The 14692-nt window shown below is 70.6% G+C and carries 18 protein-coding genes; 10 read left to right on the forward strand and 8 right to left on the reverse strand.

From position 1 onward, the window contains the following. Window positions 1–188: 188 nt before the first annotated feature. The 3 genes from ABD269_RS31760 to ABD269_RS31770 form a co-directional block, all read right to left on the reverse strand. Window positions 189–1910 (reverse strand): recombinase family protein, encoded by a 1722-nt coding sequence (locus tag ABD269_RS31760; RefSeq protein WP_344123540.1) that lies wholly within the window; start codon window positions 1908–1910, stop codon window positions 189–191. 89 nt (window positions 1911–1999) lie between these two features. Then, window positions 2000–2287, reverse strand: a complete 288-nt coding sequence (locus ABD269_RS31765; protein WP_344123542.1) for a hypothetical protein — start codon at window positions 2285–2287, stop codon at window positions 2000–2002. A 126-nt stretch (window positions 2288–2413) separates the two neighbouring features. Further along, window positions 2414–3232, reverse strand: a complete 819-nt coding sequence (locus ABD269_RS31770; RefSeq protein WP_344123544.1) for an NAD(P)H-binding protein — start codon at window positions 3230–3232, stop codon at window positions 2414–2416. 70 nt (window positions 3233–3302) lie between these two features. On the opposite strand from ABD269_RS31770, the gene ABD269_RS31775 reads away from it, so the two are divergent. Further along, entirely contained in the window at window positions 3303–3719 is a 417-nt protein-coding gene (locus tag ABD269_RS31775) for a winged helix-turn-helix transcriptional regulator (RefSeq protein WP_344123546.1), read from the forward strand. 53 nt (window positions 3720–3772) lie between these two features. Next, window positions 3773–4501 carry a tyrosine-protein phosphatase gene (locus tag ABD269_RS31780; protein ID WP_344123548.1) on the forward strand — a complete coding sequence of 243 codons (729 nt, stop codon included), beginning with the start codon at window positions 3773–3775 and terminating at the stop codon, window positions 4499–4501. Here ABD269_RS31780 and ABD269_RS31785 read toward each other — a convergent pair. Continuing rightward, complete coding sequence (locus ABD269_RS31785) at window positions 4487–5785, reverse strand: MFS transporter (protein WP_344123550.1); 1299 nt, start codon at window positions 5783–5785, stop codon at window positions 4487–4489. The two genes, ABD269_RS31780 and ABD269_RS31785, sit on opposite strands and share 15 nt — an antisense overlap. Beyond that, the gene (locus ABD269_RS31790) at window positions 5785–6387 is read right to left on the reverse strand and encodes a helix-turn-helix domain-containing protein (RefSeq protein WP_301889825.1); all 603 of its coding nucleotides are present in this window, start codon (window positions 6385–6387) and stop codon (window positions 5785–5787) included. Before ABD269_RS31790 ends, ABD269_RS31785 begins: the two co-directional genes overlap by 1 nt. Before the next feature lie 84 nt (window positions 6388–6471). Between ABD269_RS31790 and ABD269_RS31795 the strand changes: the two genes are divergently transcribed. Together ABD269_RS31795 and ABD269_RS35470 are read left to right on the forward strand one after the other, a co-directional pair. Then, window positions 6472–6789: a hypothetical protein gene (locus ABD269_RS31795; protein WP_344123553.1), complete on the forward strand. Its 318-nt coding sequence runs from the start codon at window positions 6472–6474 to the stop codon at window positions 6787–6789. A 124-nt stretch (window positions 6790–6913) separates the two neighbouring features. After that, a complete protein-coding gene (locus ABD269_RS35470; protein WP_425573026.1) occupies window positions 6914–7648 on the forward strand; it encodes a GbsR/MarR family transcriptional regulator in 735 nt (244 codons plus the stop codon). A gap of 50 nt (window positions 7649–7698) precedes the next feature. Here ABD269_RS35470 and ABD269_RS31810 read toward each other — a convergent pair whose 3' ends face one another. Beyond that, window positions 7699–8055, reverse strand: a complete 357-nt coding sequence (locus tag ABD269_RS31810; protein ID WP_344123555.1) for a zinc ribbon domain-containing protein YjdM — start codon at window positions 8053–8055, stop codon at window positions 7699–7701. Window positions 8056–8171: 116 nt separating this feature from the next. On the opposite strand from ABD269_RS31810, the gene ABD269_RS31815 reads away from it, so the two are divergent. The 3 genes from ABD269_RS31815 (at window position 8172) to ABD269_RS31825 (ending at window position 10043) form a co-directional block, all read left to right on the forward strand. Beyond that, the gene (locus tag ABD269_RS31815) at window positions 8172–8420 is read left to right on the forward strand and encodes a cupredoxin domain-containing protein (protein WP_344123557.1); all 249 of its coding nucleotides are present in this window, start codon (window positions 8172–8174) and stop codon (window positions 8418–8420) included. 36 nt (window positions 8421–8456) lie between these two features. Next, a complete protein-coding gene (locus tag ABD269_RS31820; protein WP_344123559.1) occupies window positions 8457–9407 on the forward strand; it encodes an NAD-dependent epimerase/dehydratase family protein in 951 nt (316 codons plus the stop codon). A 132-nt stretch (window positions 9408–9539) separates the two neighbouring features. Then, on the forward strand, window positions 9540–10043 hold the full coding sequence (locus ABD269_RS31825) for an LURP-one-related/scramblase family protein (RefSeq protein ID WP_301889835.1): 504 nt from the start codon (window positions 9540–9542) through the stop codon (window positions 10041–10043). 22 nt (window positions 10044–10065) lie between these two features. On the opposite strand, the gene ABD269_RS31830 is transcribed toward ABD269_RS31825, so the two are convergent. Further along, the gene (locus tag ABD269_RS31830; protein WP_344123563.1) at window positions 10066–10734 is read right to left on the reverse strand and encodes a TetR/AcrR family transcriptional regulator; all 669 of its coding nucleotides are present in this window, start codon (window positions 10732–10734) and stop codon (window positions 10066–10068) included. Window positions 10735–10845: 111 nt separating this feature from the next. On the opposite strand from ABD269_RS31830, the gene ABD269_RS31835 reads away from it, so the two are divergent. Together ABD269_RS31835 and ABD269_RS31840 are read left to right on the forward strand one after the other, a co-directional pair. Next, a complete protein-coding gene (locus ABD269_RS31835; RefSeq protein WP_344123565.1) occupies window positions 10846–12066 on the forward strand; it encodes a cytochrome P450 in 1221 nt (406 codons plus the stop codon). Window positions 12067–12086: 20 nt separating this feature from the next. Further along, the gene (locus tag ABD269_RS31840; protein WP_344123567.1) at window positions 12087–12278 is read left to right on the forward strand and encodes a ferredoxin; all 192 of its coding nucleotides are present in this window, start codon (window positions 12087–12089) and stop codon (window positions 12276–12278) included. Window positions 12279–12317: 39 nt separating this feature from the next. Here ABD269_RS31840 and ABD269_RS31845 read toward each other — a convergent pair whose 3' ends face one another. Then, window positions 12318–12782 carry a DUF6314 family protein gene (locus tag ABD269_RS31845; protein WP_344123569.1) on the reverse strand — a complete coding sequence of 155 codons (465 nt, stop codon included), beginning with the start codon at window positions 12780–12782 and terminating at the stop codon, window positions 12318–12320. Between the two features lie 211 nt (window positions 12783–12993). Between ABD269_RS31845 and ABD269_RS31850 the strand changes: the two genes are divergently transcribed. Then, window positions 12994–14688, forward strand: coding sequence for an enoyl-CoA hydratase-related protein (locus ABD269_RS31850; protein WP_344123571.1), 1695 nt, complete (start codon window positions 12994–12996; stop codon window positions 14686–14688). The last annotated feature ends 4 nt before the right edge of the window (window positions 14689–14692 follow it).

Below are 14692 nucleotides of genomic sequence, written 5' to 3' on the forward strand. Positions count from 1 at the left end.
AGCACAGCGCGAGGGAATCGACACCGTATGGACCCCATCTGACCTGGGGTTATGTTGTGAGTGTTGATTCTGACATACAAAGTAGATCACCCCTAGGAAACCCATAGGGCAACCCAAAACAGTCCCCAGGAACAGCACTCGACACACAGCGGCGCACCCCCCCTCCGTCGCTGGCCGTCTGACGGGCCTTACGCAGCCTCTGCATAGGAAGCACTGAGGAAGTCGGCAGCGTCCGCGTGCTCGCCCTCCTGCATGGTGAATGCCACTCGCGACTCGTCCAGCCGTCGCCACCCGCCGCGCGTGCCTCGCTTCACGGTCAGGTGTGCCCCGGCGTCCGTGAGCATCCTGCGGCGCCCGGCCGTGTTGGCGTCGCGCCACTCGTCGGCGTACGTCCGCCCCGTGCTGACGGCTTCCCGGCGCGGCTCCACCTTCGGAGTCTCCTCCAGCTCAGCGAGCCGGGTGTCAAGGGCGTCCGCACGACGCTCCCATTCCTCGCGCGCCGCCTTGGAACGCTGCCGCCCCTGCTGCTCCTGGTGCTCCTTGAACTCGGCGAGGGTCGCCGCGATCTCCGGGGCCGGGTCGTAGCCGGGTATCTCGATCACGCGCGTCACGCTGAGTCCGCCGACCAGCGCCAGGAACTCACGTTCCACGTACTCGTCCGCCCAGTCGCCCCGGACGTTCGCGGGAGCCGCGCACAAGTCCCCGCGCGCATGACTGTTGCACTTGTATGTAGGGGCCTGATTCGCCCTGCTGGATTGCTTGTTGAGGTACATGCGTCCGTTACAGCTCACGCAGTGGATCACAGCGAGCAGTAGCGCATTCGTATCCTTGCGCTCCCTGCTGTTGTCCTTTGCGCGGGAGTCGAGCAGCGCACCCACCACGTCGTACTCGGCGCGGGTCAGGATCGGATCGGAGGTGAACAGGATCGGCGCACCCTCGCTGTCACGGACGGGCTTGCCGTTGTGGGTCTTCCAGCCGAGCAGCGCCGGGGAGCGGAGTAGCTTCGTGATCATGTTCGGGGCCCACTTGAACCGCTCGCGCGTGACCGCCTTCTGGCCCTTCGCGCCGCCCGTCTTTCCGCCCGTGGTGCGGCCCTTGCGCAGCGACCAATAGTCACGGGGCGACGGGATGCCCTCGGCGTTCAGATCAGCGGCAATGGCACTGACGGCCTTGCCGTCCACGCCGCGCGCCGGGTCGCCCATCAGGTCACGGATGATCCGTTCAATCACGCTCACCGGGGCCGGGCCGCACCCTTCGACGGCTTCCGTGTCGGGTACGAGGGTCCAGCCCCCACCTTCGAGCGGGGCAGGTATGTATCCGTACGTGGGGCGGGAGCCACGCCAGCGGAGCGGCATCATGCGCATGGCGGCCTGTGCGCCGAGGACACGTTCAGCGATCGACTGGGCTTCCATCTGAGCCGCGAACGCCAGCAGCGTTGCAATCAGCTCGCCAACGACGTTGGACATGTCGAGTTCGAGCCGGGAGCCGCCCGGCCCCTCGGCAAAGACCAGCCGCTTGCCGTGCTTGCGCGCCCAGCCGACCAGCGCGGACATGTCGGCCATCGATCGAACGGCCCGGTCCAGCCGCCAAAACAGGATCACGTCGAACTCGTCCGGCCGGGTCAGCCACGCGCCCAGTTCGGGCCGCTCGAACGGCGTCGTCTTGGACGCACTGACTCCGAGGTCTACGGCCTCCCCGATGACGCGGGCACCGATGGATGCGGCGGCCGTGTCGTTGGCGTCGCGCTGACGGCCGGGGCTCGTGGTCTCGTCCGTCTCGACCGACAAGCGGATAGCGGACAGCGCACGCGGCTGATCAGCGCTCGCAAAGGTGGCGGGATAGGACGGCTTCATACCGTCCACGAGCGAGTTGGTTACGTCACCCGCGCTGACCTGCGTAAACGTCGCCATCGGAGCGCATCTCCAGAACCGCTAGACACGCGTGTCCGGAGACCCGGAAGGCAACGAGTTCTGCGCGGCGTAGGCCGGGCGTCGGGAGCTCAGCTGATCCGAACGCTGTGGCCTCCCGCGGAGGACGCGGACTGACGTGCCGGGACGGTCTGGGCCGGGCCCGTGCAGTCCCGGCTCGCGAAGACGTACGCGACGGTGCCGGTGCGGTTCTGGACCGACAACGGGGCGTTGAGCTCGCGGTAACAGCCGGACGGGTTGGCGAAGATGCGGCCGTTGAGTACGAGGTCTCCGGACGCGGAGTGGGCCGGGCCCGGGAGGGCCAGGGAGAGCATCCACGCAGCAGCAAGGGCACCGAGTGCCGTGACGACGCGTCGCATTGACGCCCCCTGTCCATCAGCCGGTAGGTCGCTCCGAACGCTTCCCCGGTTCCGCCGCCGGTAAGTGTCCAAACTGCCGTACGAGCACGTCCGGGCCCCCGATGTCGGCCTCGTGCCGCACCTTCCTCAGCGCGCCGCGGCGACCGCGGCCTCGTACACCTCCAGCGCCGGCCGGGGCTCGCGGCCGAGGAGCGTGCGCAGGGCGTTGTCCTCGATCCCGCTGCCGTCCAGGAAACCGCCGGCGATCGCCGAGTACGTGCTCAGCAGCATCGGCACCTGGTAGGGCAGCGCCTCGCCGGCGGCGATGATCGCCTCGCGGGCCGCGCCGAGCGAGCCGGGTTCGTACGAGCCGCCGATCGCGTCCGCCAGGTCGGCGCCGCTCAGGGGCCGCTCGCCGACGAGCTCGTACACCCGCCCGGCGTGCGGCTCCGGCGCGCTCGCCACCCGGGCCGCCACTGCCGCGAGGTCGGCGCGGGCCACCGCGGCCAGGCGGCCCGCGCCCAGCGGCGCCGCGATCGTCCCGTCGGGGCCCGGGGCCGCGATCCCGGCGAGGAACTCGGCATAGAGCCCGTTGCGCAGGATCGTCCACGCCACGGGGCCGCGCCGGAGACGGCGTTCGGTCCAGCGGTGGGCCAGCGCGTACGTCAGGTGGTCGCCGTCGCCGCTGAGGCTGGTGTAGACGATGTGCCGTACGCCCGCTCTCTCGGCCGCCGATATCGCCGCGTCGTGGCGGGCGATGACGACATCGTCCTCGCCGTACCCCGCGGAGATGAGCAGCAGGGTGTCCACGCCGGTGAAGTCGAGCGAGGACGGATCGTCGAAGTCGACGTGCCGCTCGGTGGTGGAGCGGGGGGTGCGGGTACCGAGGACGACGTCGTCCCGCCCCGCCGTCTCGGCGGCGACGAGCTGTCCGAGCGCGCCGTTGGCACCGGTGAGCAGAATCATGGGATATCCCTCCTGAGCTGTGTGTTTCCATTTTCGGGAGCGAATCTTGATCGCGTAAGGAGGCACATTGATGTCAGCAGGGCACACCGCGGTAACCGCCCCGGTGCCGGACGGACCCGTGATCGTCTGTGAGACGCCGCAGGACGAGTGCGGGGTGAGGGACGTGCTGGACCGGCTGGGCGACAAGTGGTCCGTGTACGTGGTGGTCGAACTCGCCTCCGGCATACGGCGCTTCAAGGAGCTTCAGCGCGCCATCCCCGGCGACATCTCGCAGCGCATGCTCACCCTCACCGTCCGGCGCCTGGAGCGCGACGGGCTGGTGAAGCGGACCGTGTACCCCACGGTCCCGCCGCAGGTCGAATACGAGCTGACGGAGATGGGCCACAGCCTCACCCACCTCGTCAAAGCCCTGGCGGACTGGTCGATCGCCCACCGCCCGGCCATCGCCGCCTCCCATGCGGCCTGGGACGCCGCCCACACGGAGTGATGTCACTCCCAGCCGCTGTCGGGAGCGGAGCGGGCGGCCATAGGGTGGCCCGCGTGGGGAGACATATCGCGTTCGAGCGCCTGCACAACTTCCGCGATCTGGGCGGCTACCGGGCCGTCGACGGCCGTACGGTGCGCTGGGGGCGGCTGTTCCGCTCCGACTCGCTGGGCAAGTTGCGGGGCCAGGACCAGGACCGCTTCCTCGCCCTGGGCGTCCGCACCGTGATCGACCTCCGGTATCCCTGGGAGATCGAACGCAGCGGACGCGTCCCGCCCCAGCAGGGGCTCGCCTATCACAATCTGAGCATCGAGCACCGGCCGTACGACCAGGCGGGCCTGGACCCGGACGTCGAGCCCGCGCGCTTCCTGGCCGACAAATACACCGAGGTCGCCCACGACGGCGTCGAGGAGCTCCGGCGCGCGCTGGAGATCATCGCCGAGGACACGGCTCCGCTGGTGTTCCACTGCCACTCCGGCAAGGACCGCACCGGCCTGCTGGCCATGCTGGTCCTCGCCCTGATCGGGGTGCACGAGGACGACATTGCCGCCGACTTCGCCCTCACCGGGCTGGCCACCGAACGCCTGGTCGCCGACTGGCACGCCAATTACCCGGACCTGACCCTGAGATGGCCCGCCTACGGCCGCGCCCCCGCCGGGATCATGCGGCTCTTCATGGCCGACCTGACCACGCGGTACGGATCGGTGCACGGCTACGCATCCGAGCGACTCGGTGTCGATGACGACCTGGTGACGGCCCTGCGCGGACGGCTACTGGACACCTGAGACGGTGGTCACGTGCGGCGGTGCGCTTCGTGGTGGGCGCGACGTCGGCAGGTCCCGGGAACGCCCGATGGGGGAGAAGAGCAGGATCAGCGCGGCGAGCGGCACTCCCGCCGTGGTGATCCACATCGCTGTGCGGATGCCGAGTGCGGTGCCGAGCGTGCCGCCGAGCAGTGCTCCGAGGGGGATCGTCCCGTAGTTGAGGAAAGCGGTGGTCGCGGTGAGGCGACCGAGGAGCCCGGGTGGGCAGTAACGCTGCTGGAAGCTCGCCTTGACGACGTTGCCGGCGACGACACCGGCGGAGACGCAGAAGCCCCCTGCCACGAACAGCACAACCCCCGCTCCGCCGGTGGTCAGCGGGATGAGCAGGGCGAACACGGGCAGTCCCAGCTCGAAGAGCAGCGTCGCGCGGGCCGTGCCGACCCTGCCGGCGACCCGGCGCGCGACGAAGGCCCCGGCGACGCCTCCGGTACCGGCGGCCGCGATGAGCGCGCCGACCGGCCCCGGGCCCAGCCCGACACCCCGTACCAGAAAGACCACCAGGATCGACTGGTATCCCATGAGGGCCAGGTTGGAGGCGGCGCCGAAGAGCGTCAGTGTACGGAGCCAGGGGTCGCCCGCGACCAGCCGCAGCCCCTCTCCGACCTCGCCGACCAGTGACTTGGGGCGGTGTGCGGTTCCGGTGATGCGTGGCTCGCGGTGCCGGATGCCCGACAGGCACAGGAGGGACACCAGGAACGTGGCGGCATTCGCGAACATCCCGTTCACCGCACCCGCCAACTGCGCGATCAGGCCACCGGAGCCGAGCCCGGCGATCTGTGCCGCGGACGCGCTGCCGTGCAGTTTGGCATTGCCCTCGGGCTGGTCCTCCGGTTCCAGAATGCCGGGGAGATAGGCGCTGTAGGCGGTCTGGAAGAACACCGCGGCCGTCCCCGTCAGCAGCGCGACGGTCAGCAGCAGACCGATGCTCAGCCGACCGGCCCACGCGGCGACCGGGACACCGGCGAACAGCAGGCAGGAGACCGCCGCCGCGGCCAGCATGATCGGCCTGCGCCGCATCCGGTCCACCCAGACCCCGACCGGCAGACCGATGACCAGCCAGGGGACCCAGGCGGCGGCGGTCAGCAACCCGACCTCGAACGTGCCGGCATGAAGGGTGGAGACGGCGACCAGCGGCATCGCCACCCCGGTGACCGACGCACCGAACTTCCCGGCGGTCTCCCCGCACCACAGCAGCCGGAAATCGCGGTGACGGCCCAGAAGGCCACCGCGTATGCCCCGGCTCATCAGGCGCCACGTCTCTTGCGGGGAAAGGACTGGAGCTGCACGACGACGGGGAGCGCGTCCGGGTCCGGTTCCGCGCCGGGGGCAGGGGTATGGCGGGCGATGACGGCCATCAACTCCGCGTTGAGCACGGCCAGCTGATCCGGTGTCATTCGCAGATCGGACCAGTCCGAGATGGTCCCCGCGCTGCGCCAGCTGTCGTCCCAGTCCTCGCTGAGGTAGTTCGTGACCCGGCCGGTGTACTGCCGCACCAGCTCGTGCAGGTAGACCGACAGCGCGCCCCGGGTGTCGGGATCGTCCCGGAAGTCGGTGGTGTTCAGCTCGTTGGCGACTCCGGCCGTTCTCCACCAGCGCTCGCGCCTGGTGCCCCGCCCGGTCTCCTCCTCGATGAAGCCGTGCTCGGCGAGGTGGCGCAGATGCCAGCTGACGGTGCCGGTGTTCTCCCCGAGCCGCCCGGAGAGCCCGGTCGCGGTGGCGGGGCCGTCAAGACGCAGCAGTTCGAAGATGCGCATCCGCAGTGGATGGGCCAGGCCGCGAAGGCTGCGCGCATCGATGCGACGGGTGGGCCTGGCGGGCGGTGACGTGCTTTCGGCTTCGTCGGGCATGCCGACACCGTATGTTGCAGAGACTTCTCTGCATAGGGTTCTCTGCGAAGAAGGCTTTGCAAGAATCGTTGAAACGGAGTGCTGATGTCAGCGAATGAGGCCCCGGTGGCGCGGCTGCGGGTCCACAACCGGGGCGAGGAGTTGGTGGAGCTGGTTCTGGAGCCGTACGGGAGTGATCACTGGCTGGTCCCTGGTGAGACTTTCGTGGTCTGGACGGTCGGTTCGTCGGATGGCGATCGCCTCTGGTCCGGGACGACGCGCGGTAACGAGCCCTTCGAGGTGGACTACCGGCCGGGGTCGGTGACAGTGCACTTCAACGGCATCCACGGCTATGTCTCCGACGCCGAGGGCAACGAGATCGACTGCGGTCACCAACGACCGGCCAGGCCCGGGAGCGCGTGATTCAGGGGCTTCGGTATTCGTTGCGCGTGGTCGCCATCACCGCAGGTCAAAGTGGCAAATTCGTTGCAATGGATCGAGGGTGAACGCTACCCTGGAGACACCACGGACCACGAAGGAGGCCGCGATGCCGGGAGGCAGGCTCACCCAGCAGGAACGCCAGCAGATCGCGCTGGGGCTGGCCGACAGCCTCCCTTACGCGGAGATCGGTAGGCGGCTCGACCGTCCGACCTCTACCATCACGCGCGAGGTCATGCGCAACGGCGGCCCCACCGCGTACCGTGCCGACCTCGCGCACCGTGCCACCGAACACCGCGCGCACCGCCGCAGAAAGGCCGCCCCCCGGGATGCCAACAGGCCTCCACAGGAGTACGGGCGCGATGCCGAAGCCGTTCGCGAGTACGAGGAGACGTTCACCACCGTCTTCATGCAGTCGGGCCTGCCCAAGATGACGGCCCGGGTGCTGGCCGGCCTCTACACCACCGACGCCGGCAGCCTCACCGCCTCGGAACTCGCCGGACGCCTCCAGGTCAGTCCGGCGTCCGTCTCCAAAGCCGTCGCGTTCCTCGAAGGCCAGGGCCTGGTCCGCCGGGAACGCGACGAACGCCGCCGCGAACGCTATGTCGTCGACGACGACGTCATGTACCAGTCCATGATGGCCAGCGCCCGCGCCACCGCCCACCTCAGCGAGGTCGCGCGGCAGGGTGTCGGCGTCCTCGGCCCCGACACCCCGGCCGCCGCCCGCCTGGAGAACATCGCCCGCTTCGTCGACTTCGTCTCCGAGAGCATCGCCCGCGCTGCGGACCAGGCCCGCGAGATCCTCCACACGAAACCCGGAGGAACCTCTGACAGCGTTACCTGAGGTGACGGCCCGGCATGCGGGCAACCCGGCGGACATCGCCGGTCACGGCACTATGCCTTCCGGACCACGCTGGACTTCAGCTGCATCGCGCCGAATCCGTCGATCTTGCAGTCGATGTCGTGGCCGTCCACGCCGCCGCCCTCGATGAGCCGGATGTTGCGGACCTTGGTGCCCGCCTTGATCCCGCTCGGGCTGCCCTTGACCTTCAGGGTCTTGACCACGGTCACCGTGTCGCCGTCGGTGAGTACGTTGCCGACCGAATCCCTGATCACCGCTTCCTCGCCGCTCACGGGTTCCGCGGCCGCGGGCGACCATTCGTGCCCGCACTCCGGGCAGATCAGGAGCGTGCCCATTTCATAGGCGTAGGCGCTGGAGCATTCGGGGCACGGGGGCAGAGTCTCGTTCACCGGAAGAGTGTATTGCAGGCGCCGCCGTTGTCCTCCGGAGGCGATTCACCCATCCTTGAGGTGGGAATTCGCCACATGGGGGCTCGTACTCCGCAATGCCGGGGGAGGTAGCAGTCATGCCCGACGTATCGATCGCCAACCATGCCTTCAACCCCGCCGAGCTGCCCGTAGGGGCCGGCGAAACGGTCACCTGGACCAATGCCGAGAACGGCGTGCCGCACACGGTGACGTCCGACACCGGTCTGTGGGATTCGGGAGTGATCGCCCCGGGCGGCACCTTCTCCAGGGTGTTTCCGGCCCCCGGCACTTTCCGTTATCACTGTGACATCCATCCGGATATGAAGGGCGCGGTCCTCGTCACCTAGTGCCGGAGGCGCGCGGCGCCGTTATCGTCGGGCGTCATGCGGATTCTGATACTGGGCGGGACCTCGTTCGTCGGCCGCGCGATCGTCGAGGACGCGCTGCGCGACGGCGCCGAGGTGACCTTGTTCGGCCGGGGCAGGACCGGCGCGAGCCTGTTCCCCGGCGTGCCGCGGCGCATCGGCGACCGGGACACCGGCGACTACACCGCGCTCGGCGAGGGCACCTGGGACGCGGTCGTCGACGTCAGCGGGTACGTACCGCGCCACGTCGGGCAGGCCATGGAGGCGCTCGGCGGCAGGGTCGGCCGGTACCTCTTCATCTCCAGCCACGCGGTGTACGCGCGGACCGGCGTCGGGCCCGGCTCCGACGAGGACACCCCGCGCCGGGCGCCGGTCCGCGACACCGAGGAGCTGACCGAGGCCACCTACGGGCCCCTCAAGGTGGCGTGCGAGGACGACGTGCTGGCCCGGTACGGCGCGCGGGCCACGGTCGTGCGCCCGGGGAAGGTCGTCGGGCCGTACGACGGGGCGGACACGTTCCTGTACTGGCTGCGCCGGGCGGCGCGCGGTGGGCGGGTGGCGTTGCCGGGCCGTCCCGAGCAGCCCGTGCAGGTCGTCGACTCCCGTGATGTGGCCCGGCTGGTGGTGCGGCTGCTGCTCGACGACCGGCCCGGCGCGTTCCATGCCGTGGGTCCGGCCGAGCCGGTCACGCTCGGGGGACTGATCGAGACCTGTGCGCGGGTGGCGGGCAGCGAGGTCGAGATCGTGCCGGTGGACCCCGCGTCGGCGCCGCCGGGGTTTCCGCTGGTGCGGCCGGACTGGCCCACGCAGCAGCGCAGCGCGGCGCGCGCGAGGGCCGCGGGCCTGCCCGCGACGCCGCTGGCGGTGACGGCGGCCGACGTGCTGGCCTGGGACCGTGAGCGCGGCGAACCCCCGCTGGAATGCGGCCTGTCCGCCGGGGACGAGGAGAGGCTGCTCGCCGGAAGGTGATCCCCGCCGGTACATGTTTGTCTCATCCCTGTCTCGGCGCGAAGGTCGGCTGGCAGACCGGCGGCGCCGATCACTACGCTCGGGCGGCACAGCGCCACTGGCCTGGCGGACATGACGTGGACGGGGTTTTCCATGCGCTACCTGGTACGCGATCGCGTGCTGGCCTTTCACGAAGAAGCCTGGATCGAGACCGAGCACCGCGAGAAGATCTACAAGGTCAACAGGAAACTGCTGCGGTTGCGTACGACGTTCACCATCGTGGACACCCACGGCCATCAAGTGGCCAGCATCGTCAAGAAGGCGTTCACCCTCCATCACACCATCCTGGTCAAGCGGGACGGCTGGCCGGAGGCCCGGATCAGCAAGCGGGCGTTCACGCTCTTCGGGGACCGGTTCAAGGTGACGCTGAACGACGGGCGGCGGCTGCGGATCACCGGCAACCTCTGGGACCGCGAGTTCGACATCCAGCACGAGGGCACCACTCTCGCGCATGTCTCCCGGCGCTGGTTCACCATGCGGGACGCCTACGCGGTCGACGTGCTGGACCCGGAGGACGAGACGCTGATGATCATCCTCGCGGTGTGCGTGGACCACACGCTCCAGGACCGCAAGCGGGAACAGCTCGCCAATCGCTGAACCGGCAGGGCGCGAGCGCCCGTCAGCGCCCGGCGGGGCCGGCGGGACCGGTGTCGCCCGGCGGCCTCGGGGCCGGGCGCAGGACCAGCGGCAGGTACACACTGTCGACGATGTCGGTGATGATCCCGTCGTCGACGGGCGCGCCGAACAGCAGGAACTCGTTGCGCAGCAGGTCGGTTGCGACCGTGACCCGCCGGGAACCCAGGATCCAGGGTTCGACCTCGCCGCGCTCGACGGCCCGTTCCAGGAGGGCGCGGATGGTCACGGGCCCGGCGGTGTACACCCGGTCCCGGATCAGCCGGGCGAATTCGGGGTCGCTCGTCATCTCGGCGAGCAGGCCGCGCAGGATGCTCCCGAAGGGGCTGGCCATGTGCGCGGACATCCGCCGCAACAGGGTGATCACATCGGTGCGGAGGGCGCCGGTGTCGGGGAGTTCGCCTTCGGGGAAGGCGCGGAGCTTGCAGGCGTCCAGGACGAGTTCGGCCCGGCCGGACCAACGGCGGTAGAGGGCGGCCTTGCTGGTGCGGGCGCGGGAGGCCACCCGGTCCATGGTCAGCGCGGCGTAGCCCACCTCGGTGAGTTCCTCCAGGGTCGCCGTCAGGATGGCGTTCTCCAGCTCCTCGCCCCGCCGGCGAGGGCCTTTGCGGTGGTCGACGGCCGATTCGACGGCCCGGCCGACGTTCGGTGACACCGGGACTCCTGAGAGGTTGTCGAGAGGGCGTTGCGTTCCTTGTGGGGACACCTTAGCCTCGTAATTAGAGAACTGACCGTTCTTTAAGTGTCAGAGAGCTCGAGGGGATCGATGACCGAGACCGTTGCGACGCCCCAGACCGAAGACGCCCCCGCATTCCCCGACGACCGCACCTGTCCCTATCAACTGCCGGAGCAGTACGTCAGTTGGCGGGACGAACCCCGTTCCCTGAGCAGGGTGACCCTCTACGACGGCAGCCACGCATGGGTGGTGACCAAGCACGAGGCCGCGCGCAAGCTGCTGGCCGACCCCCGGCTGTCCTCCGACCGCACCCGCGCGGGCTTCCCCGCCACCTCGGCGCGCGTGGCGAGCTTCCGCGACAGCCGCAGGCCGTTCATCGGCCTGGACCCGCCCGAGCACGGCCCCCTGCGCCGGATGACGATCAGCGAGTTCACCGTGAAGCGCATGAAGGGCATGCGCGAGGACATCGAGCGGATCGTGCACGGCTTCATCGACGACATGCTCGCCGCGGGCCCACCCGCGGACCTGGTCGGCAGCTTCGCGCTGCCGGTGCCCTCCATGGTGATCTGCCAACTGCTCGGTGTCCCCTACGCCGACCACGACTTCTTCCAGGACGCCAGCAGGCGGCTGGTGCAGTCGGCGGACGCGGCGACCGCGGTCGCCGCGCGCCAGGACCTCGAACGCTACATGGACGGGCTGATCACCGAACTGCAGACCCGGCCCGGCCCGGGGCTGCTCGGCAGCCTCGTCGCCGAGCAGCTGGCCAACGGGGAGATCGACCGCGAGGGACTGATCGCGAACGCCCTGCTGCTGCTCGTCGCCGGCCACGAGACCACCGCCTCGATGACCTCGTTCGGCGTGATCACCCTGCTGGAGCACCCCGACCAGCTCGCCGCCCTGCGCGCCGACCCCGGCCTCGCCCCCGGAGCGGTCGAGGAACTGCTGCGCTACCTCGCCATCGCCGACCTCGCGGGCAGCCGTGTCGCGACGGCCGACATCGAGATCGACGGGCAGCTCATCCGGGCCGGCGACGGCGTGATCGTCACCAACTCCATCGCCAACCGCGACGGTTCGGTCTTCGCGGAACCGGACACCTTCGATGTACGCCGCTCGGCCCGCCACCACATCGCCTTCGGCTACGGAGTGCACCAGTGCCTCGGCCAGAACCTGGCCCGCCTGGAGCTCGAAGTGATCATCACCGCGCTGTTCGACCGCATCCCCACGCTGCGCCTGGCCGTCCCGGTCGACCGGCTCACGCTCCGCCCCGGCACCACGATCCAGGGCGTCAACGAACTCCCGGTCACCTGGTGACCGCGGCGGAAGGAGTGGCCATGCGCGTGACCGCCGACCGCAGCGTCTGCGTCGGCGCCGGACTGTGCGCGCTGACCGCGCCCGGCGTCTTCGAGCAGGACGACGACGGCGTCGTGACCGTACTCGCGTCCGACCCCGGGGCCGACCAGCGGCCCGATGCGCGCGAGGCCGCCGACCTCTGCCCGTCCGGCGCCGTCCGGATCATCGAATAGCCCCTGGGCCGGGGCGCGGCCACGGTCGGGTCCCGGCCCTCAGCGTTCCTGCCGCCGACGGTAGACCGAGCGCAGCAGCTGGTCCTTCTCCGGTCCTGTGGTGCGCCAGCGCACATGCCATTCGCACGGTGAGACGACGGTGAAAGTGCCGTCGTAGAGGTCCGGTGCACACGGGTGGCGGGTGGTCCAGGAATCGCCGCGCAGGTCCAGGTCGTGGAAGAACCGGCCGTCGGCGAACGTCACCTCGGCGGTGCCGTCCGCCCGGGGGAACAGCTTGAGCGTCCGGCCCGCACGGTTGACCGTGCCGTTCCAGCTCAGCTCGCCGTCCTCGACGTGCAGCACGCACGCGCCGTCGTCGGACCACCGGAATTCGGCCGTGCCGCGGAACGTCCCGCGGGAGTCCGTCCGTAGATCGACAAGGGTCCGGTCGACCGTCCACCAGCCGGTCAGGAAGGCCGCGGTGTCGCGGACGGGCGGCGGGGGAACGGGGGCGGCGGAGCTCACATGCCCAGTATGACGAGTGCCGCCGTGCACGTGCCGGGCCCCTCCTGGCGGGACCGCCGGCGGGCTCGGACGTGTGGGTGACATACCGGGGTGTTCCAGACATGCCTCGATCGTGGCGGGGCGGGCGGGCGTCAGGATCGCCGTGGGCGTCCCGCCGACGCGGGCCACCCCGCCGCTGTCGCTCGACGCGAGATCCGTCCGGAGGTCGCCCATGAACATCCTGCTGCTCGCCGACGCGTTCGACAGCCTCACCCAGCGCGTCTACGCCGAGCTGGGTGACCACGGGCACTCGGTGGTGGTGGAACAGGTGCCGCACCGGGCGGACGTGGCCGGGATCGTGGGGCGCCACCGCCCGGATCTGATCCTCGCGCCCGTCCTCACCGCGGTCGTCCCGCGCGAGGTGTGCTCCGCGTACCCCTGCCTGGTGGTGCACCCCGGACCGCCCGGCGACCGGGGCCCGTCCTCGGTGGACCGGGCGGTCCACGAAGGCGTGAGGGAGTGGGGCGTCACGGTCTTCCAGGCCGCCGAGGAGACGGGCGCCGGAGACGTCTGGGCGACTGTCGCCTGCCAGGTCCCGGCGGTGGCCAAGAGCGATCTGTACCGCAACGAGATCGCCGATGCCGCCCTCGAAGCGGTGCGGCTGGCCGTGGAGCGCGTCGCGTCCGGAACGTACGTCCCCGTCCCGCAGGAACCCATGGCGCAGACGCACCCGTACTTCCGGCAGGAGCTGCGCCGCATCGACTGGGAGAGCGACCCCACCGAGACCGTCCTGCGCAAGCTGCGCGCCGCGGACTCGCGGCCCGGCGTGCTGGACACCCTGCTCGGTGAGGAGTGGTATCTGTACGGCGGGCACTTCGAGGACCGGCTGACGGGCGCTCCGGGCGAACTGCTCGCCACCCGGGCGGGCGCCCTCTGCCGGGCGACCGCCGACGGCGCGGTGTGGATCCCGCAGCTGCGCCGGCGCGGCGGACCGGAGGAGCCCCCGGGGCTCAAGCTGCCGGCGACGCTCGCGCTGGGCGCCCGGCTGCCACGCCTCCCCGAGGCGACGGCCCCGCTCGACCTGGCGGACGACCGCTGCACCTGGACCGACATCCGCTACCGCGAGGACGGGCGGACCGGCTTCCTGCGGTTCTCCTTCCCCGGCGGCGCGATGAGCACGACCCACTGCCGGCGGCTGCTCGCCGCCTACCGCTACGCCCGCTCCCGGCCGGTCTCCGTGCTCGTCCTCGGCGGCGGCCGGGACTTCTTCTCCAACGGGATCCACCTGAACGTCATCGAGGCGGCCGCGGACCCGGCCGAGGAGTCCTGGGCCAACATCAACGCCATGGACGACCTGGTCCACGCCGTGCTGACGACCACCGACCGGCTCGTGGTCTCGGCGCTGGGCGGCAACGCCGCGGCGGGCGGGGTGATGCTGGCGCTCGCCGCGGACGAGGTGTGGTGCAGAGCCGGGGTCGTGCTCAACCCGCACTACCGGCTGATGGGGCTGTACGGCTCCGAGTACTGGACGTACTCCCTGCCGCGCCGCGTCGGCGCCGGAACGGCCGAGCGGCTCATGGACGACGCCCTGCCCGTCAGCGCGGTGGCCGCGGAGGGCATCGGGCTGGTGGACCGCGTCGTCGACTCCGCTCCCGGCGAGTTCGGCGCGCAAGTGGCCGCGCTGGCCGTCCACTTGGCGGACACGCCCGCGGCCCGGGCCCGGATCGCGGCGAAGAAGGCCGAGCGGGAGCAGGACGAGGCCCGCAAGCCGCTGGCCGCCCACCGGGAGGAGGAGCTGGCCCGGATGCGCGCGGTCCTCTTCGACCGCGCCGCGCCCTACCACGCCAGACGCCGGGCCTTCGTGCGCAAGGAGCCCGCCGGGAGGGGCCGGCGGGCCGTCGGTGCACCGGGGATTGGCGGAAAATGAACCT

The sequence above is a fragment of the Streptomyces blastmyceticus genome (assembly GCF_039521185.1).
GTDB lineage: Bacteria > Actinomycetota > Actinomycetes > Streptomycetales > Streptomycetaceae > Streptomyces > Streptomyces blastmyceticus.